At 69.6% G+C, this 18,319-nt stretch carries 18 protein-coding genes; 12 read left to right on the forward strand and 6 right to left on the reverse strand.

Going from position 1 to position 18,319, the window contains the following annotated elements:
• Window positions 1–7 precede the first annotated feature (7 nt).
• The 3 genes from BLR46_RS08610 to BLR46_RS08620 are packed head-to-tail and all read right to left on the reverse strand — an operon-like array spanning window position 8 to window position 4,079.
• The gene (locus BLR46_RS08610; RefSeq protein WP_143008255.1) at window positions 8–1,189 is read right to left on the reverse strand and encodes a hypothetical protein; all 1,182 of its coding nucleotides are present in this window, start codon (window positions 1,187–1,189) and stop codon (window positions 8–10) included.
• Window positions 1,186–2,229: a 2-oxoacid:ferredoxin oxidoreductase subunit beta gene (locus BLR46_RS08615; RefSeq protein WP_093251085.1), complete on the reverse strand. Its 1,044-nt coding sequence runs from the start codon at window positions 2,227–2,229 to the stop codon at window positions 1,186–1,188. Before BLR46_RS08615 ends, BLR46_RS08610 begins: the two co-directional genes overlap by 4 nt.
• On the reverse strand, window positions 2,226–4,079 hold the full coding sequence (locus BLR46_RS08620; RefSeq protein WP_245701615.1) for a 2-oxoacid:acceptor oxidoreductase subunit alpha: 1,854 nt from the start codon (window positions 4,077–4,079) through the stop codon (window positions 2,226–2,228). Before BLR46_RS08620 ends, BLR46_RS08615 begins: the two co-directional genes overlap by 4 nt.
• Window positions 4,080–4,266: 187 nt before the next feature.
• Here BLR46_RS08620 and BLR46_RS08625 point away from each other — a divergent pair, with 187 nt between their 5' ends.
• Genes BLR46_RS08625 through BLR46_RS08635 form a run of 3 tightly spaced genes read left to right on the forward strand, consistent with a single transcriptional unit; the run spans window position 4,267 to window position 9,386 of the window.
• Window positions 4,267–4,671 carry a MarR family winged helix-turn-helix transcriptional regulator gene (locus BLR46_RS08625; RefSeq protein ID WP_093251090.1) on the forward strand — a complete coding sequence of 135 codons (405 nt, stop codon included), beginning with the start codon at window positions 4,267–4,269 and terminating at the stop codon, window positions 4,669–4,671.
• Window positions 4,668–5,987: an MFS transporter gene (locus BLR46_RS08630; RefSeq protein WP_093251091.1), complete on the forward strand. Its 1,320-nt coding sequence runs from the start codon at window positions 4,668–4,670 to the stop codon at window positions 5,985–5,987. The genes BLR46_RS08625 and BLR46_RS08630 overlap by 4 nt, the downstream gene beginning before the upstream one ends.
• A gap of 48 nt (window positions 5,988–6,035) precedes the next feature.
• Entirely contained in the window at window positions 6,036–9,386 is a 3,351-nt protein-coding gene (locus tag BLR46_RS08635; RefSeq protein ID WP_093251092.1) for a PPi-type phosphoenolpyruvate carboxykinase family protein, read from the forward strand.
• 3 nt (window positions 9,387–9,389) lie between these two features.
• Here BLR46_RS08635 and BLR46_RS08640 read toward each other — a convergent pair whose 3' ends face one another.
• Entirely contained in the window at window positions 9,390–11,036 is a 1,647-nt protein-coding gene (locus BLR46_RS08640) for a sensor histidine kinase (protein WP_093251093.1), read from the reverse strand.
• Window positions 11,037–11,116: 80 nt separating this feature from the next.
• On the opposite strand from BLR46_RS08640, the gene BLR46_RS08645 reads away from it, so the two are divergent.
• Entirely contained in the window at window positions 11,117–11,914 is a 798-nt protein-coding gene (locus tag BLR46_RS08645) for a response regulator transcription factor (protein WP_093251849.1), read from the forward strand.
• Between the two features lie 4 nt (window positions 11,915–11,918).
• Here BLR46_RS08645 and BLR46_RS08650 read toward each other — a convergent pair whose 3' ends face one another.
• Window positions 11,919–12,302, reverse strand: a complete 384-nt coding sequence (locus BLR46_RS08650; protein ID WP_093251096.1) for an Hpt domain-containing protein — start codon at window positions 12,300–12,302, stop codon at window positions 11,919–11,921.
• A gap of 225 nt (window positions 12,303–12,527) precedes the next feature.
• Here BLR46_RS08650 and BLR46_RS08655 point away from each other — a divergent pair, with 225 nt between their 5' ends.
• From BLR46_RS08655 to mptB, 8 genes are all read left to right on the forward strand, one after another.
• On the forward strand, window positions 12,528–13,046 hold the full coding sequence (locus tag BLR46_RS08655; RefSeq protein ID WP_093251098.1) for an alternate-type signal peptide domain-containing protein: 519 nt from the start codon (window positions 12,528–12,530) through the stop codon (window positions 13,044–13,046).
• 180 nt (window positions 13,047–13,226) lie between these two features.
• Window positions 13,227–13,667, forward strand: coding sequence for a hypothetical protein (locus tag BLR46_RS08660; protein WP_143008256.1), 441 nt, complete (start codon window positions 13,227–13,229; stop codon window positions 13,665–13,667).
• Complete coding sequence (locus BLR46_RS08665; RefSeq protein WP_093251102.1) at window positions 13,668–14,231, forward strand: signal peptidase I; 564 nt, start codon at window positions 13,668–13,670, stop codon at window positions 14,229–14,231.
• On the forward strand, window positions 14,228–14,713 hold the full coding sequence (locus tag BLR46_RS08670; RefSeq protein WP_093251104.1) for a hypothetical protein: 486 nt from the start codon (window positions 14,228–14,230) through the stop codon (window positions 14,711–14,713). Before BLR46_RS08665 ends, BLR46_RS08670 begins: the two co-directional genes overlap by 4 nt.
• A 21-nt stretch (window positions 14,714–14,734) precedes the next feature.
• Complete coding sequence (locus tag BLR46_RS08675) at window positions 14,735–15,127, forward strand: NADH-quinone oxidoreductase subunit B (protein ID WP_245701616.1); 393 nt, start codon at window positions 14,735–14,737, stop codon at window positions 15,125–15,127.
• Window positions 15,120–15,632 (forward strand): NADH-quinone oxidoreductase subunit C, encoded by a 513-nt coding sequence (locus tag BLR46_RS08680; RefSeq protein WP_093251106.1) that lies wholly within the window; start codon window positions 15,120–15,122, stop codon window positions 15,630–15,632. Before BLR46_RS08675 ends, BLR46_RS08680 begins: the two co-directional genes overlap by 8 nt.
• The gene (locus BLR46_RS08685) at window positions 15,629–15,949 is read left to right on the forward strand and encodes a 4Fe-4S binding protein (protein WP_093251108.1); all 321 of its coding nucleotides are present in this window, start codon (window positions 15,629–15,631) and stop codon (window positions 15,947–15,949) included. Before BLR46_RS08680 ends, BLR46_RS08685 begins: the two co-directional genes overlap by 4 nt.
• Complete coding sequence (mptB, locus tag BLR46_RS08690; RefSeq protein WP_093251110.1) at window positions 15,942–17,414, forward strand: polyprenol phosphomannose-dependent alpha 1,6 mannosyltransferase MptB; 1,473 nt, start codon at window positions 15,942–15,944, stop codon at window positions 17,412–17,414. Before BLR46_RS08685 ends, mptB begins: the two co-directional genes overlap by 8 nt.
• Window position 17,415: 1 nt before the next feature.
• Here the strand turns inward: mptB and BLR46_RS08695 are convergent, their stop codons facing one another.
• Window positions 17,416–18,297 (reverse strand): exodeoxyribonuclease III, encoded by an 882-nt coding sequence (locus BLR46_RS08695; protein WP_093251114.1) that lies wholly within the window; start codon window positions 18,295–18,297, stop codon window positions 17,416–17,418.
• Window positions 18,298–18,319: the final 22 nt, after the last annotated feature.

Raw genomic sequence — 18,319 nt, forward strand, 5'->3', positions numbered from 1 at the left:
CTCCCCGTCATTGCTGCCAGACGACGTTCACGCGCGAGGGGTCGTCGCCCAGCATGTTGGCGGTCGCGCGCGGAGAGCGGGCGCCGGTGTTCGTGCCCGACGTCGAGCCGTCAATGTAGTCGAACGTGACGGAGTAGCGCAGGTCGACCGTCATCGTCCCGCGCGACAGGTCCTGCGGCAGCAGCGTGGGCTGGACGTCGGCGAGCGGGTTGCCGATCAGGCGCCACCGGATGGTGTCCGCGGCCACCGGCTGTGGCGCGGTGATCGATTGCGGGCACCCCTCGGGGGCCAGCTGGCGGCGGGCGAAGCAGTCGTCGAGCGAGCGCCGCACCGCCGCCCGCAGCGCCTCCTCGCCGTCGGTGGTGAGCCGCGGGGTCGCGGTGAACCTCGTCTCGGAGGCGAAGCCCAGCGAGCCGATCAGGAACGAGTTGTCCTGCGGGTACTCGATGAACGTCAGCCCCGTGGTCACCTCGTAGAAGCCGGGCACCACCTCGAGTGGGGCGAACTTCTGCACGTCGACGCCGTTGACGCGAAGCGGCAGCGACTCCGCCTGCGCCAACTCGATGACGACCGTCACCGTGGTGCGCTCCAGCTCGTAGCCGCCCGCGTCGTTGCGGACCACGGGGATGGAGGTGCGCACGGGCTCACCCGCGAGCGTGTAGCTGACCTCGACGTCCGTGGCGTTGGGGTCCTCGGTGAGGATGGCGATGTCCGTCAGCGGCGCCCGCTCGCGCATGCGGGCGTGCACCTCGGAGTTGAGGAGCGCGCGGCTGCCGATGCCGCCGTACTCGCCCAGCGACAGGGCGGTGCGGATGTCGCCGTCGGCGAGCGCCTGGAGGTAGTCGCGGGCGGCGTCCTGGGGGGAGCGCAACCGCACGGTCTCGCGGCCCTCCGGCACCTGGACGATCGTGTCGGGATCGGGCTCGGGCTGGCGCAGCCACAGGACGTACGCGGCGCCGCCGGCCACGGCGAGAGCGATCACCAGGCTGAACACCAGCAGCACGGGTCGCCAGGGGAACGGGGGACGGGCCTGCTCCTCCTCGATGACCGGCGCCTGGAAGCGTGACCGGTCGCGCGCCCGCATCAGGACGGAGTCCATCCCGGCCGGGTCCGGGGCGGGAGGCTCCGGACGCGTCGACGGCGGCCGACCACCCTGCGGGGGCGGGGCCGGCGGCCGCCAGCCGGTCATCGTTCGGTGGCTTCCCAGGTGTCGGGTCCGGCGATGATCGACGCCAGCGCCGCGGCACGGTCGTCCGCCTCCGCGGCGCGGATCTGGTCGCGGAGCATGTCGTCGTAGGTGGGCCGCTCGACCCGGCGGAAGATGCCCACGGGCGCCTGGTGCAGGACGCCGGGATCCGTCAGCCGGGACAGGGCGAACGCCTGCGACGGGTCGGCGTTCGTCTCGTCGTGGACGAGGATGCTGGCCTCGTCGACGGTGTCGCGCTCGGCCACCGTGATGGCGCCGGCCGCGTCGCGGACGACCGCCTTGTGCCCGTCCTTGCCGAAGACGATCGGCTCGCCGTGGCGCAGCGGGATGATCGTCTCCTCCGCGCCCGGGCCCTTGAGGGCGTCGAATGCACCGTCGTTGAAGATGGGGCAGTTCTGGTAGATCTCGACGAGCGACGCGCCGCGGTGGTTGGCCGCCGCGTGCAGCACCTCGGTGAGGTGCGCGCGATCCGAGTCGATGGTGCGGGCGACGAAGGACGCCTCGGCCCCCAGCGCGACGGACAGCGGGTTGAACGGCGTGTCCAGGGAGCCGTACGGCGTCGACTTGGTCAGCTTGCCCAGCTCCGAGGTGGGCGAGTACTGGCCCTTGGTGAGGCCGTAGATCCGGTTGTTGAACAACAGGATGTTGACGTTCACGTTGCGGCGCAGGGCGTGGATGAGGTGGTTGCCGCCGATCGACAGCGCGTCGCCGTCACCGGTCACGACCCAGACGCTCGTGTCGGGCCGCGCGATCGCGACGCCGGTGGCGATCGCGGGGGCGCGGCCGTGGATCGAGTGCATGCCGTAGGAGTCGACGTAGTACGGCAGCCGCGAGGAGCACCCGATGCCGGAGATCATCACCGTGTTCTCGCGCTTGATGCCGAGCTCGGCCGCCACGGACTGGAACGTCGACAGGATCGCGTAGTCGCCGCAGCCGGGGCACCAGCGCACCTCCTGGTCGCTGGTGAAGTCCTTGCGGTTGAGTGGTTCGACGGCCAGGGGCACGCCTGCCAGCCCGCTCATCGGTGGTCCTCCATTGCGTCGATTGCGGTGATGAAGTCTTCCTCGAGCTCCGAGATGGACAGCGGCAGCCCGCGCACGCGCGAGTAGCTCTCGACGTCGACGAGGTACTTGGCCCGGAGCACCATGGCCAGTTGGCCGAGGTTCATCTCGGGGACGATCACGCGGTCGTAGGCGCGCAGCACGTCGCCGACGTTCGCGGGCAGCGGGTTGAGGTGGCGCAGGTGCGCGGTGGCGATGTTGCGTCCGCCCTTGCGGATGCGTCGCGCGGTGGCGGTGATGGGACCGTAGGTGGAGCCCCAGCCCAGGACGAGGATCCTCGCCCTCCCGCTCGGGTCGTCGACGGTGAGGTCCGGGATGTCGCGGACGATGCCGTCGATCTTCGCCTGCCGGGTCCGCACCATGGTCTCGTGGTTGTCCGGGTCGTACGACACGTTGCCCGTGCGGGCGTCCTTCTCGATGCCGCCGACGCGGTGCTCGAGCCCCGGGGTGCCGGGGATGGCCCACGGTCGGGCGAGGGTCTCCTCGTCGCGGACGTAGGGCAGGAACTTGCCGTCGGGACCGTTCGCCTCCGTGGCGAAGCCGGGGTCGATCGGAGGGATCTCGTCGAGGTCCGGGATGCGCCACGGCTCCGCGCCGTTGGCGAGGTAGCCGTCGGAGAGCATGATCACGGGGGTGCGGTACTTGACCGCGATCCGGCACGCCTCGACGGCGGTGGTGAAGCAGTCGCTGGCCGACTGGGCGGCGATCACCGGCAGCGGGGCCTCGCCGTGGCGGCCGTGGAGCACCTGCAGGAGGTCGGCCTGCTCGGTCTTCGTCGGCATGCCGGTGGACGGGCCGGCGCGCTGCACGTCGACGACCACCAGCGGCAGCTCCGTCATGATGCCGAGCGAGATGGTCTCCGACTTGAGCGCCATGCCGGGACCGGAGGTCGTGGTGACGCCGAGCGCACCGGCGAAGCTCGCGCCCAGCGCGGCGGCGACGCCGGCGATCTCGTCCTCGGCCTGGAACGTCATGACGCCGACGTCCTTGCGCTTCGACAGCTCGTGGAGGATGTCCGAGGCGGGGGTGATGGGGTAGGAGCCGAGGAAGAGGTCGAGCCCCGCCTTCTGGGCGCCGGTCATGAGGCCGTAGGCGGTGGCGAGGTTGCCCGAGATCTGCCGGTAGCGGCCCTCGGGCATCGGCGCCGGGTCGACGGTGGTCTGCACCGCGAACGCCTCGGTCGTCTCCCCGAACGCGTAGCCCGCGCGGTAGGCGGCGATGTTCGCGTCGCGGATGTCCGGCTTCTTGGCGAACTTCTCGGCGAGGAACTTCTCGGTGCCCTCGGTGGGGCGGGAGTACATCCAGCTCAGGAGGCCCAGCGCGAACATGTTCTTGGTGCGCGAGGCGTCCTTGCGGGACAGGCCGAAGCCCTCCACCGCGCCCTGCGCCAGCGACGTGAGGTCCAGTTCGTGCACGACGTAGTTGGCGAGCGACCCGTCGTCCAGCGGGCTCGTCTGCCAGCCGATGCGCTTGAGGTTGCGGGCGGTGAAGTCGTGGGTGTCGACGATGATGACCGCGCCCTTGGGCATGTCCTTCAGGTTGACCTTCAGCGCCGCGGGGTTCATCGCGACGAGCACGTCCGGGGTGTCGCCGGGGGTCACGATGTCGAAGTTGGCGAAGTGGAGCTGGAAGCTCGACACGCCCGGCAGGGTGCCCTGGGGGGCGCGGATCTCGGCCGGGAAGTTCGGGAGGGTGGCGATGTCGTTGCCGAAGCTCGCGGCCTCCGCAGTGAAGCGGTCGCCGGTGAGCTGCATGCCGTCACCGGAGTCACCCGCGAAGCGGATGACCACGCGTTCGAGTTGCTTTGTCACAGATCCTCGTAAGAAGTAGATGTCCGTGTCATTGTAGGCACGCAATTGAAAAACATCACGTTTCGTAATTCGGTCGAACCGCCCCAGGGGAGTGGCCCGCCCGGTCAAGGGTAGCGCGCTTGCCCCCATGGCATATACTTCACCGTGACTAATAAGTTTTGGTGAAGGAAGTGCTTTGGTAAACGCGATGACCCGGCTGGCGAACGAGGTCCGGCTGGCCTGCCAGCTCGTCAGCCACAAGGTGCGTTTCGAGTCCGGCGCGCCGCTGCCGCCCCACCAGCTGTCCGTGCTGTTCAAGCTGCGTCGCGGTTCCATGACGCCCGGCGAGCTGGCGGAGGAGGAGCAGGTGACCGCCCCGTCGATGACGAAGACCCTGGCCACGCTCGAGTCCCAGGACCTCGTGGCAAGAAGTGGCGACCCCGGCGACGGCCGGCGCCGCATCATCTCGATCACGCCGACGGGGGAGGCCGCGCTCCGCGACGCCGCCAGCGTCCGCGACAGCTTCATGGAGGCGAAGCTAGCCACCCTGAGCGACGAGGAGCGCGCCACGCTGGCCGAGGCGGCCCGGATCCTCAGGAGGGTGCTCGAGTGACCGAGCGACGTTCCACCTTCCAGTCCCTGCACATCCGCAACTACCGCTACTTCTGGACGGGCTCCCTCGTCGCCAACGTCGGGACCTGGATGAACCGGATCGCCCAGGACTGGCTGGTGCTCACCATCCTGACCGACAACTCGGCCCTTGCGTTGGGCGTCGTCACCGGCCTGCAGTTCCTGCCCATCCCGATCCTGTCGCCGCTGGCCGGCGCGCTCGCCGACCGCTTCTCCAAACGGCGCATCCTCCAGCTGACCCAGGCCGCGCTCATGGTGAACGCCCTGATCCTCTCGCTCCTGGTGTCGCTGGACCTGGCGCAGCTCTGGCACGTGTACGTGCTCGCGCTGGTCCAAGGGGCGGTCCAGGCCTTCGACTCACCGGCGCGGCAGTCGTTCGTCTCGGAGATGGTGTCGGAGAAGAACCTGCCGAACGCCGTCGGCCTCAACTCGATGCAGTTCAACTCGGCGCGCCTGGTGGGGCCGGGCGTCGCCGGCCTGCTCATCGGCTGGTTCGGCGTCGCTCCGGCGCTGTGGATCAACACCGTGAGCTTCCTGGCGCCGATCATCGCGCTGCACCTGATGCGCGCCGACGAGCTCCATCCCGCCCGTGCCGGCGGCTCGGGGAGGGGAGCCGTCATGGAGGGGGTGCGTTACCTCCTCGGGCGGGGCGACCTGCTGCTGATCTTCCTGATGGTGTTCACCCTCGGCACCTTCGGACTCAACTTCCAGGTCACGAACGCGCTGATGGCCACCGAGGTCTTCGGCCTGGACGCCGACGCGTACGGGCTCCTCGGGTCGGTGATGGCCGCCGGCACGCTGACCGGGGCCGTGATGGCCGCACGGCGCGGGTACCCGAGGCTCGGCCGGCTCGTCCTCGCGCTGCTGGGCTTCTCCGTCTTCACACTGCTGCTCACGCTCGCGACGTCGTACTGGGTGTACGCCGCGGTGCTCGTTCCCACCGGCTTCGTGGCGATCACGACGATGACCACCGCCAACAGCCGTGTGCAGCTCACCACCGAACCCGAGATGCGCGGCCGGATCATGGCGCTCTACATGGTCGTGTTCCTCGGCGGCACCCCGATCGGCGCGCCGCTCGTCGGCTGGATCGGCGAACTCTGGGGCGCCCGGGCCACGCTGCTCGTCGGCTCCGTCACCACCGGCCTCGTGGGGCTGTTCGTGGGGCTGGTGCTGCTGGCCAAGTCGGAGAAGTACCCGCCGCCGCTGCACTTCCTCGAGGTCACCCGCGAGCGGGTCCGCCGGACCCGCCGCAGCCGGACCGGAGCGGCACACCCTACAACCAGCGTCCCGCGCCCTTAGCGAGGGGGGACCCCAGCCGTTCGGAGGGGTCCCCGGGATACTGGCAGCATGGGATCCTCCTTTGATGCTGCAGCGATCAGCCTCCGACTCGCACTGCTCGGGTACGGCGGCGAGACCACCTCGGCGAGCGACGCCGGGACCCGGCTGATCCGCCCCATCCTCGACAAGCAGCGCGAGCTCACGCGACGCCTCGGCCCCGCGCTCTCGCCGATCGGCGCCCGGATCGAGTCCTTCCTCGCCGACTACTTCGCGGGAACCGAGTGGGACTGCCGGTTGCCCGAGCGCACCCTCGTCCTCGACCAGGCGGGACTGGCCCGCGCGATGTCGCTGCCCAAGGGCGGCGACCACTTCGCCTCCGAGCAGCTGAGCAGCTACCGGCTCGCGAACGGCATCCTGCACAACCCCGCCAACGACCGGCGCACCACGAAGGGCGTCTTCCACATCGCCGAGGGCGGGCTGCCCATCCAGGACGACAAGATCGCCGTGCCCCGCGAGGTGGCCGCGCGCATCTTCGCCGCCGCCATGCAGGCCCCCGACGAGGCTCTCACACTGCCCTACACCGCCGACGAGCAGCCGCCTGCGAGGTGCTGGGCCTCGCTGCTGCTGCGCCCCGTCGTCGTTCCCGAGGTGCCCGGCTTCACGCCGGAGCGGACGATGGAGATCCGGTTCTTCGCACCGGCCACCCTGATGGCGAACCTCGACTTCGTGGAGGGCATCTTCGGCAACGCCGGCGACCCCTTCCTGCCCGACAACGACGCCGCGCTGGACCCCGAGACGTGGACCGGCCACACCGGCGCCGTCATCCTGGCGCCGCACCTCACGCGGCTGACGAAGAAGGAGCTCGGGCTCCCGCACGTGGACGACGCCACCGAGCGCCAGCGCCGCGACGGGCAGTGCTGGAGCGCGGAGGACGAGCGCTACAACGGCGGCAGCGCGTTCAAGTTGTGCGTGCGCGACGAGCGGGGCGTGATCGTCACCGTCATCGCGGACAACTACTTCGGCTACTGCAAGAAGGAGGTCAAGGCGCAGATCAGCTACGCCACCAACCTCATGGGCCTCGTGGAGGAGGAGCACGCCGGCGGCGCGCGGGCGTTCCCGCGCTACAACCTCGGCCACACCTACGCCACCGAGCCCGACACCGCCCAGCGGTTCGACGACGTGCTCGCACGCGATCCGCAGCGGTGGGAGCGGCGGTCCGACGGAACGGCCGTGCACCGCGAGATCGAGCGACTCGTCCTGGTCCCGGCCGGGGCCGAGTTCTCGCTCCGCGACAGCCGGGTCACCTGGGGCGGCGACGGTGAAGGGGCCGGCATCGTCCTGCGCGCCGACCACACCTACGTGACCCCCGACGGCTACCAGGTGGAGTTGCAGCAGCTCGCTCCCGGCGGCAGCCACTGGACGCTCGTCGGCACCGCGCCCCGGCCCACCGAGGCGCACAAACCGGCGACGGTCTCGGGAGGCGGTAAGTCGGAGATCTCCAAGAGCATCACCGACGCGTTCGTCACCGGCCGCGCCTGGGTGGAGGACTTCGCCGTCGACATGGCGCGCGTCGCCGAGATCATCGGCAGGGACTTCAGCGACCGGTTCGTCGACGAGTCGCAGACGGACCACCGCCCGGTGCTGTCGGAGGCGCGCTCGATCGGCTCGGTGATCAAGCTGCTCACGCCGTCGGTGGACTACACCGACGAGTACAACGCATGGCTCGACTCCATCCCGAACCACGTCAAGGAACTCGTCTATGTCGTGAAGCGGTTCCACCGCCCGGAGTGGGGCGACGACTGGGCCGGCCATTTCTCGGTGCCGTCGATCAACGGCCGCGCCGGGCACGCGCTGCGGATGGACGACCAGGAGATCCACGTCAACATGCTGCGCGTCGGCTACGGCGCGGACGGTTCCTGGCGACTGTTCGCGCTTCGCCACGACTTCCACCCCGCCGCGAAGGTGCAGACCGAGGACGACATCAGCGCCTCCATCGTCGTCCCCGCCGACGTGGCCGGCCGCGAGGACGGCGCCAGCCGCAAGTACGTCACCAACGCGGAGCAGTTGCTGTTCCAGCGGCCCGACGACGCCATCCACCGCGGCTACGACACGCAGGCGGAGGCGGACATCGCCGGCGGTGCGTTCCTCAGCAACTTCGCCCCGCTCACCCGCGACGACGCACTGCGCCTCCAGGAGGACGCCGTCGGCTTCTCGCAGTTCACCCCGCCGATGCGCGACCTGATCCGTCGCGTCGCGGAGGGGGAGACCAGCGAGACCTACTTCGTCTCGTCGGCGCACCCCCGGATCGTCGACGGGGCGCGCTCGAAGAACCCGCGCTACCTCCAACGCAGGCCCGACGTCGTGAACGCGCGCGCCACCCGGCTCGCGGACGTCGCCGAGCGGCTGGCGCTCTCCCTCGGCGAGGACGAGCCCTACCGCCACGCCATCGACGTGGTGGCCGCGGGCCGGCGCAACAACCCCGCCGAGGAGCACGTGCCCGCGCTCTGCGCCTACGCGCCCCTGCACTACATGGAGCTCCCTGAGCTGATGATGGAGTTCATCTCCTCCATGACCGGCAAGTCCCCGTCGACGACGGGCGCGGGCTCGGAGGGGGCCATGACCAAGGGGCCCTTCAACGCCCTGCCGTCCGTCTACGACCTCAACGCGGCGTTCCTCTCGTTCGCGCTGACCGGCTACGACGGCTGGCTGTCCTCCGCGGGCGTCGTCGGTCCCTCCGTGCGCGTGGACCACGACATCTCCCTCCTCGTGCCCGAGCTGTTCTCCCGCATGTCCGAGGCCGAACGGGACGCCCGGAACCTCATCGAGGAGGGCGCGCTCGAACGGGTGCCGGACGTGGAGTTCGAGGGCGAGGTCCTCGAGGCCAGCCGGCTCGGCTACCGGATGACCAGGAAGTTCGCGACGAAGTACTTCGGCCGCATCTTCCTCCACCCCCACGTGGTCTTCGCCGACGACATGCTGCGCCCCGAGGAACAGGGGATCGACGAGTACGTCGCCTCCATGCGCACGATCCTCACCACCCACGAGCGCGTGGCCCGCAGCTACTTCGACGACGGCACCATCGAACTGGCCGTGCCGCCGGTGAAGGCGCTGCTGGGCATCATGGCGCACGGCAGCCACGACGGGCTGGAACTCCACGCCCCGGACTTCCGTGCCATGTTCACCCGCGAGGCCGTACTGGGTTCCGAGTGGTACGCGCAGCGGCTCGTCTCCGCCGCAGACGCCGAGCACCGCCTGATCACGAGGTCCGTTGCGGCGATCGAGGAGTTCCTCACCCACCCGTTCAACGAGGAGGCCGCAGCCAGGCTGGGCCTGGCGGAGAAGTTGGAGCGGCTGCGCGGCATGACGCCCGACGCGGAGCGGCTGCGCGGCACCCTGGGGCGGCAGGTGCGCTTCGGCTGACGCTCAGGACGCCGAGGGCACGACGAGGGGGAGCCGGACGGTGAAGACCGTGCCGACTCCCTTCTCGGAGTCGACCGTGATCGTGCCGTGCTGTTCGCGCACGAAGCGTTCCGTGAGCGACAGCCCGAGACCGGTGCCGGGGATGGCGGCCTTGCGCACTTCCTCCGTGCGGTAGAAGCTCGCGAAGACGTGGTCGAGTTCCTCCCGGGTCATGCCGATGCCGGTGTCGGCCACGGAGAACTCGGCGTGGTCGTCGTCCATTCGCGCGGAAAGCGTCACGACGCCCCCGGCCGGGGTGTACTTGATGGCGTTGGAGATCACGTTGTCGATGATCTGCGCGGTCCGCAGCCGGTCGGCCACCACGGGGAGGGACTCCGGCAGCTCCGTCTCGAGCCGAACCCCCGCCGACCGTGCCCGCGCGGCCGCCGACTCGGCGCTGTGACGAAGGAGCTTGACGAGGTCGGTGCGCCGGAGGATCAGTTCCTTGGTGCTGGCGGCGTCGAGGAGGCTGCTCACCAGGACGAGCAGCCGTTCGGCGTTGCGGTGGATGATCCGCACGTAGCGCGAAAGCTCGGGGTCCAGCTCGGCGTCGCGGGCCAGCTCGAGGTACCCGATGATCGACGTGAGCGGCGTCCGGAACTCGTGGGAGACGTCGGCGACGAAACGGTCTCGTGCCCGGATGGCGTGCATCAGTTCGGTGACGTCGTGGAAGACCACCACGGTCCCGTCGAAGGTGCCGTCCTCGTCGTGCATGGCCTGGGCCGAGACCGACAGCGTCAGCTGTTCCGGTGCCTGCCCGACGGTGATGAGGCAGCCCTGGAAGCTCTCGCCCCGGATCGCGCGGAGGACAGGACGCTCCTCGAGCGGCATCGGGGTCGTGCCGTCGGGTCGGTACTGGAGCAGGTCCGCCTCGGCCCCGTCGTCGGTGCCCTCGGGCAACCCGATCATGTGGAAGCGCCGCTGGGCGGGGTTCATGATCATGTCGTTGCCGTGCCGGTCGGTGACGAGGATTCCGACGTCGGTGGTGTCCAGTACGGTCTGGAGCAGGCGGTTGCGCTGCCGGATACCGGCCAGCGACGCGCCCAGTTCCTCCGTCTGCTTGTCGACGCTCCGGCTGATGACGCCGGTGGCGATCGCGAGGCTCAACATGAACAGCGGCACGAGGAGGGGACGCATCAGTTCCTGCTGGCCGACCTCGGGCGCGTTCACGTAGGGCCACCAGGTCACGGCGGCGCTGCCGATGAGGGACAGCACCAGCGCCAACCTGGGGAACACGTTCGACCAGCCCAGCCAGAACACGGGGAAGGCCGCCAGCATCGTCATGCCGTCGAGCTGGTGCCGGGCGTACTCCACGACCGGGGCGAGGGCGACGAAGTCCAGCAGCGGAATCGCCCAGTACGCGTACTCGGGCAGTTTCTGCCAGGGGATGGTCCCGGCCAGCAGCGTCAGGACGGCGACGCCGGCCGCACCGAAGAGAAATTCTCGGGCCGCGAGTGCGCCGTTCGCGTCGAGATAGAGGCAGGCGAGGACGACGAGCCCGACCGACACGGCGACGGGCAGCTGGGACAAGAGGACCTTGCGTCGCAGGGGAAGCTCGCTGAAATACTGGGGCCGGTGTTCGTGTTTGCCCGGCGATTCGGCCACCAACACCTGAACACCTTTCCTATGGCCTGCGAAATAATAGTCGCTGGTCCACGATAGCCTTGGACCAATCTAAGTGGGGAGTGCACGTGGAAGAACGGCGTGTTGCAGTGGTCATCGAGGATGACGAGGACATTCGCGGGTTGCTCGTCGCCTTGTTCACGCAATCCGGATTCGATGTCCATGAGACCTCGAAGGGTGTCGACGGGGTCCGCATGGTCGAGGAGGAGTCCCCGGACATCGTCACCGTTGACCTGGGCCTGCCGGACATCGACGGCTACGAGGTGGCCCGCCGGATCCGGCTGTTCTCGGACGCCTACCTGCTCATGCTCACTGCCCGCAGCGAGGAGATCGACGCGCTGATGGGGCTCGACGCGGGCGCCGACGACTACGTCATCAAGCCGTTCCGGCCGCGCGAGCTCCGCGCCCGGGTGGAGGCGCTCATGCGTCGGCCCCGGAAGCAGCCCGAGGTGGTCACGCCCCGGGCGCAGGCCATCGCGCCGGTGGCCGAGCCGCCTCCGGTGGGAATCGATGGAGAGCCGTCCTACGAGCTCAACGGGCTCCAGCTGTTCCCGCGCAGCTTCGAGGTCTCCGTCGAGGGCGAAGGCGTCACCGTCACGCCCACTGAGTTCATCCTCCTGAAGACCCTGCTCGCCTCCAAGCGCGTGGTGCGATCCAAGGCCGAGCTGTTCCGCGTGCTGCGCGACGAGGATCCCGACAGCGGCACGTTCGTGTCCATGGCCGATGAGCGCACCATCGAGGTGCACCTCGGGAATCTCCGGCGGAAGCTGGGTGACGATCCCGCCACCCCCCGCTGGATCGAGACGGTTCGCGGTGTCGGGTACCGCTCGGCCGGCACCCCGGTCCGCACCGGCAGCCACGACTGACGGGCTATGCCCCCGAGGGGCTGACGAACACCCGCAACTGACGCGCGGTCTCCGCCGCGAGCAGCCGCAGACACATCACCACGCAGTGCAGCGCGCTCTCGCCCGGCCACGGGTTCTCCGGAGTGATGGACTTCACCCAGGCCTGCACCTCCGCGACGAGGCGTGACAGCGCTATCGCGCCCGCCATCTGCGACGAGGTCCGGAGGCTCAGCGCCGCGTCCTCCCAGTCCTGCACATCGCGCGCGTCCAACGCACGTTCCAGTCTGTCGACCCGCTGGTCCAGCATCGTCGCGTAGCGGTCGAGGAAGGTGCAGAGCGCGTCGCGGTCTCCGAGTTCCTCGCCCAGCAGGACGAGCTCCCTCGTGTCGAGCACGGGCGCAACGGTCATGTACGGATCCTCCCCCTCGAGCCGCAGTGGTAGCACCATCTTTCCCCAAAGTTTTGCCGAAGATTCGCAGCGGCGCGCGTCGACGCTCCGACGTCGTTCGGAAGCCCCCGGAGATCTTGTGGAGGTCTTGCGGATGAATCCGTGGATTCCTTGAGCCTGAGGGCGTGGAATCAGGACGTCGAAACAAAACGACGAGGACAACAGAAAAAGGGTACGAGACACACGATGAACAAGATGATCAAGGGTGCAGCTTTCGCCGGCCTCGGCGTGGCACTCCTCCTGGGCGGCGGCGGAACGCTTGCCAACTGGAACGTCAGCGACGATTCGAGGGCAGGCATCATCTCCACCGGAGACCTGAACCTGGTCGCTTCAGACGGCAAATGGACCAAGAATGGGGAAGCTATCGATCCGACCTCGTACAGGGTCGTCCCCGGCGAGACTTTGACGTACCAACAGGCCGTCACGGTCACGGTCCAAGGTGATGAGTTGCAGGCCGAACTGACTGTTTCAGGTGTCAGCCTCGACGACGCAGTGACTTTGGACGGGCCTTATCTCACCGACCCGGCGGGAGCGCGGGTCGATGGCACGATCATCGGGAACTCGGACGTTCCGCAGCAACTGATCGCCACGGCGACGTTCGCATTCAGGGACGGCATCACCGGCCGGCAGGGTGCGGCCAAGACCTTCAATCTGGACAAGGTCGGCTACCAGCTGACCCAGGTGGCCGACACCAACAACAACTAAAAAGAGACCGACTCCGAGGGCAACTCTCGTAACCACAACAAAGCGCCAGGGGGTAAGACAGTGCGTTTTCGGCAGGCCCTGCAGCTCGCTGCAGTCGTTGCCTCCGCGGTGGTCGCGGGATTGTTCGGGGTCCAGGGGACGTTGGCGTTGTGGACGGTGTCCGCATCGTCGGACGCAGGCATGATTCAGGCGGCGGATTTTCGCTTGGATCTGAACGACAGGGAGATACCGGGCGGAGTAGCTGCCGCCGCGGTGGTGCTGGGGAGTCCCACCACGGTGCTCACCCCGTCGTCGCCGGTGTTCGTGAAAGTGGATGTGACACTCACCACGAACGCCACGGCCCCTTTCGAGATGGAGGCCGGTTTGGGGGCGGCCTCCATCTCGGAGACTTCCTCGGCGGAGCTCCGGCGCAACCTCGCCGTGAGCTATGCCGCAGTCGCGGGGGGCGACTGCGGCACGCCGGGGCTTCATTACACGGCCACGGCAGCCGCCAGGGTGAGCACCAGCGACAAGACCACGTTCTGTGTCCGGCTCGCGCTGCGCGAGGGTGCCCCCTTGTCCATCCAGCAACTCGGCGCGCGGATCAGCGTGCCGATGGAATTCACGCAGATAGGGATCTGAATGCTCAGGCTCCGTCAGCGCCCCGACACCGAGGGCGCCGCTCCCGCACGCCTCCTCGTCAACGCGACGTCCGCCCTCCTGCTCTGGACGAGCATCTTCGCCGCACTCGTGCTCGTCGTCGTCCCGTTCGTCACGGGATCCACCACCTACTCCGTGCTCACCAATTCCATGGCACCGGCCTACCCGCCCGGCACCTTCCTCGTGGTGAGGCCCCAACCCTTCGACGAGCTGGCGATCGGTGACGTCGTCACGTACCAGATCGAGTCCGGCAAGCCCGACGTCATCACCCACCGCGTCACCGGCTTCGCCGCGGGCCAGGACGGGAGCCGGCTGCTCGTCCTGAAGGGCGACAACAACGACGTCGCCGATCCACCCGTGCGCGAGGTTCAGGTGCGGGGGAAGCTGCTCTACGCCGTTCCCTACGCCGGCTTCGTCGCCAACGCGCTCGGCCGCCAGGACCGCGGCCTCATCCTCAAGCTGGTCGCCGTCGGTTTGATCGTCTATGGCGCGGGCTCCGTGGTCGCCGGGGTGCGGGCGCGCCGTCGCGACAAGGGCCGCCGGTGAGGGGGTGGAGCCTCGCCCGCGTCTGGCTGGTGGTCTTCGTCGCGGTGCTGGTCGGCGGTGCGGGCGGAAACGCCGTGGCCCTGTGGTCACAGCGGGCGACCGGCACAATCGATGTGACCACCGGCGGTTGGGGGATTCCACTCTCCGTCGCCTTCGCGGGCAACAACGGGCCGGTCAAGTTCGACGGGTCACTCACCTGGGTGCCGCTGGTCGCCCAGACGTCCTCGGTCTCGTACACGATCTCCTTCGAGGCCGTGTCCAACGTGGTGGTCACGAACCCGACATCGGCGGTGACCGTCACCGTGCCGCCCGGCGCATCCGGACGAACCCCCCTGGCGTTCGAGAAGAACAACAACAGCGTCCCCGCCGAACTGGTCGTGACCATCAGCCCGAGCAGCGGCGGAGTGGCGGGTGAGCCGTCGAAGTGGCGACTCGTGGTGGTCGACAAGCAGACGACCATCACGGAGATCCCCGGATCCTGAGACGGCCGTACACTGGCTCCCATGCTGCAGGCGGTGGACTGGTTCGATGATGGCTCGGTGTTCGTCGTCGACCTCGCCCTCGCGTGTTGCGCCCTCGAATCCCAGGCCGCCATCGGGAGCCGGCAGGGGGTACCCGTCGCCGACGTGCCGCCGGACGCGCGCGTCGTGCTGACCTTCTCCGGCACGCTGACCGCACCCATGGAGCCGGCGCTGCGCGCAGCCGTGGCGTCCCTGCCCCGCGAGCCGGTCGTCGTCGCCTTCGGCGCCTGCGCGATCGCGGGTGGCCCGTACTGGGACTCCTACTCCGTCTCCAAGGGTGTCGGCGACCTCATCCACGTCGACCACTTCATCGCCGGCTGCCCGCCGCCGCCGCGAGCGTTCGCGGAGGTCGTGGAGGCGGTGCGCCATGGGTGACCTGCGCACCGAGGCGGAGCGGGCGCTCGCCGACGGCTTCACGTTCCTCGTCCACCTGACCGCCGTCGACGAGATCGGGCGCTCCGACGAGATCCGGGTGTTGGTGCTGCTCGAGCGCCCAGAGGACGGGGAGCGACGGACGCTGTCGACATTGGTGCCGCGCGACGGGGGAGTGGCCCCCAAGCTCGACGACCTCTACCCAGCCGCCGCCTGGCTCCAGCGCCAGGTCCACGACCTGTTCGGCGTGTCGTTCGAGGGCGCGGACGACCGGCCGCTCATCCACCACGGCACCGGCGCGCCCCTGCGCAAGGACGTGCTCCTGGAGCCGCGCAGCGACGTCTCGTGGCCCGGCGCACTGGAGCCGGGGGAGTCCGAGGCCTCTCCCAGCCGACGCAAGCTGTTGCCCGTCGGGGTGCCCGACCCCACCGTCGCGCAGGACCCCCGGGCGACGCCCGAGGACATCGCGCTCAGCGCGACGGGCACGCGGGTGAGGGGGCGACGATGATCCACGGCTCCATCCACCTCCTCGAGGAGAAGTGCACCTCCTGCATGATCTGCGCCCGTGAGTGCCCGACGTGGTGCATCCGCCTCACGTCCCACATGGAGCAGACGGTGCCCGCACCCGGTGCGCGGCCCCGCACCCACAACGTGCTCGACACCTTCACCATCGACTGGTCGCTGTGCATGTACTGCGGCGTCTGCATCGAGCAGTGCCCCACGGACGCGCTCGTCTGGGGCGGCGCCCACGTGCCCCCGGCCGACTCGCTCGCGGACCTGCTGCACGGCAGGGACGAGCTCGCGCCGACGGAGGGCGGTGGCTGACGGCGGGTGGCGGACCGACCTCGCCAACGCCGCCAGATCCAGGGCCGTCTGGGTCGGCTTCGCCGGTTCGCTGTGCATCCTGCTCGGCTCGCTGAGCCCCGCGTACCTGCCCCAGGCGTCGCCCATCTGGGACTGGCTCCCGCGATCCGGCCCCGGGCTGGCCACCGTCCGCTGGACCGGGACGGTGCTGACCCTGCTGGGCCTCATGGCGCTGCTGGAGGCCTGGTTCCGGCTGCGTCCGGCGGCGCGTCGCCGACGGGGACGCCCGCAGTTGCGCAACTGGGCCGTGCTGGCCATCGTCGCCTCGCCGCTGCTCGTCGCCCCCCCGGTCTTCTCGCACGACGCGTACTCCTACGTGGCCCACGGTTGGCTGCTGCACAACCAGCTCGACCCCTACCAGATCGGGCCTGGCGCCCTGCCCGGCTACTTCGCCGACCAGGTGGCTTGGGTGTGGCGCGAGACGCCCGCCCCCTACGGCCCGCTCGCGCTGCGCACCAGCCACCTGCTCGTCATCCTCGCGGGGTTCGACCCCGTCTGGGCGGCGCTGTTGCACAGGATCCCGGCGCTGCTGGGGGTGGGGCTCATCGGCTACTTCGTCCCGCGGATCGCCCGGCTCGTCGGGGTGTCCCGGTCGGGCGCCAGCTGGTTCGCGACGCTGAACCCGATCCTCATCATCGACTTCATCGGCGGCGCCCACAACGACTCCCTGATGACCGGACTCATGGTGTTCGGCATCTGGCTCACGCTGCGCCACCGCTCCTGGTGGGCGGGCGCGATGGTCATCGGCATCGCCGCGGCGATCAAGCAGCCGGCGCTCCTGGCGGCGGTCGCCCTCCCGTTCATGGTCCGGCCCTGGACCTCCTGGCGGCCACGGCCGCTCGCAGCGGCGATGGGGCGGGCCCTGACGTCCTTGGCGATCGCCGTGGCCGTCTTCGTCGCGATCACGTGGGCGACCGGTCTCGGGTTCGGCTGGATCAACGCCACCGACGTGCCGGGCAGGGTCGACACGGTGTCGCCGGTGACCATCCTCGGCCGCGTCCTGCAGTACCCGGCCACGGCGTTCGGGTGGGATCCGACGGGGTCCGCGGTGTTCGACGTGATCCGCAAGCTCGGCGTCGTGGTGATGGTCGTCGGGATGGTGTGGTTCGCGATCCTCTACCTCGGCCGACGCCCGATCCGGTTCGTGTCGTGGTCGCTGCTCTGGTTCTCCCTCACCGCCCCGGCCCTGCACTCCTGGTACCTGTTGTGGGGCGGCGTGCTCCTGCCGATGACGTCGCCCGGACGGCGCACCGTCCGGGCCGCGATCGTCGCCACCGTGGTCCTGCTCGCGTACAACGCCCTCAACTTCGGCATCCGCAACGGACTGTGGGTGATCATGCTGATCCTCGTGGGCGCCGCCTACTGGACGATCCACACCCACGAACTGAGCCAGCCCATCGACGACGAGGAGTCCGTCTTCGAGTGAGTCAGATCGCGTAGTCGACGATCACCGGGCAGTGGTCGCTCATGCGGTGCTCGTACTGCGGCTCGCGGGCGGTCCAGGTCGACGTGGCGCTGCGGGCCAGGCCGGGGGAGGCGAGGTGGTAGTCGATCCGCCAGCCGATGTCGCCCGTGAACGACTGTCCCCGCCAGCTCCACCACGAGTAGGGCCCGCTGACGTCACCGGTGTGCCGGCGCACGACGTCGACGAGCGTCCGGGGACCGAGGATGGAGGAGAACCACTCGCGCTCCTCCGGCAGGAACCCCTCTGAGCGCTGGTTGCCGCGCCAGTTCTTGAGGTCGAGCTGCTGGTGCGCGATGTTGAAGTCGCCCATCACGAGGAACTCGCGGCCCTGGGCCTGCGCGTCGAGGCGGCTCTCCCGCAGCTGGCGGCGCAGGCCGCGCAGGAAGCGCATCTTGCGCCGGTACTTCTCCTCGCCGAGGCCGTCGTAGGGCCACGCCGCCCCCTTGGGCAGGTAGAGCGACGCGACGCGCAACGGCGCGTCGGCGAGGTCGACCTCCACGTAGCGACCCTCCGTCGCGAACGGACGCAGGTCGCGGCCGCCGACGCCGGAGCTGCTGATCTCCTCGACGCGCCCATCCGCCACCCGGTGCAGGGCGCCGCCGTGGAGCGTGCGGACCGCCACCGGGGGCGCCTTGGTCAGGACGGCGACGCCGTTGCGCCCGGGCAGGTGGCCCAGCTCGAGGGTGGCGTGCCAACCGTCGAAGCCCCACAGCGGCAGGTCGCCGGCGCGGCAACGCACCTCCTGCACCGCGATCACGTCGGCGGCGGCACCGTCCCAGAAATCACGGAATCCGCGGACCAGGGTCGCGCGGATTCCGTTGACGTTGTGGGTGCCGATACGCATGCCGACGAGGATAGCGGCGCGC

Source organism: Tessaracoccus oleiagri, assembly GCF_900103275.1.
Classification (GTDB): domain Bacteria; phylum Actinomycetota; class Actinomycetes; order Propionibacteriales; family Propionibacteriaceae; genus Arachnia; species Arachnia oleiagri.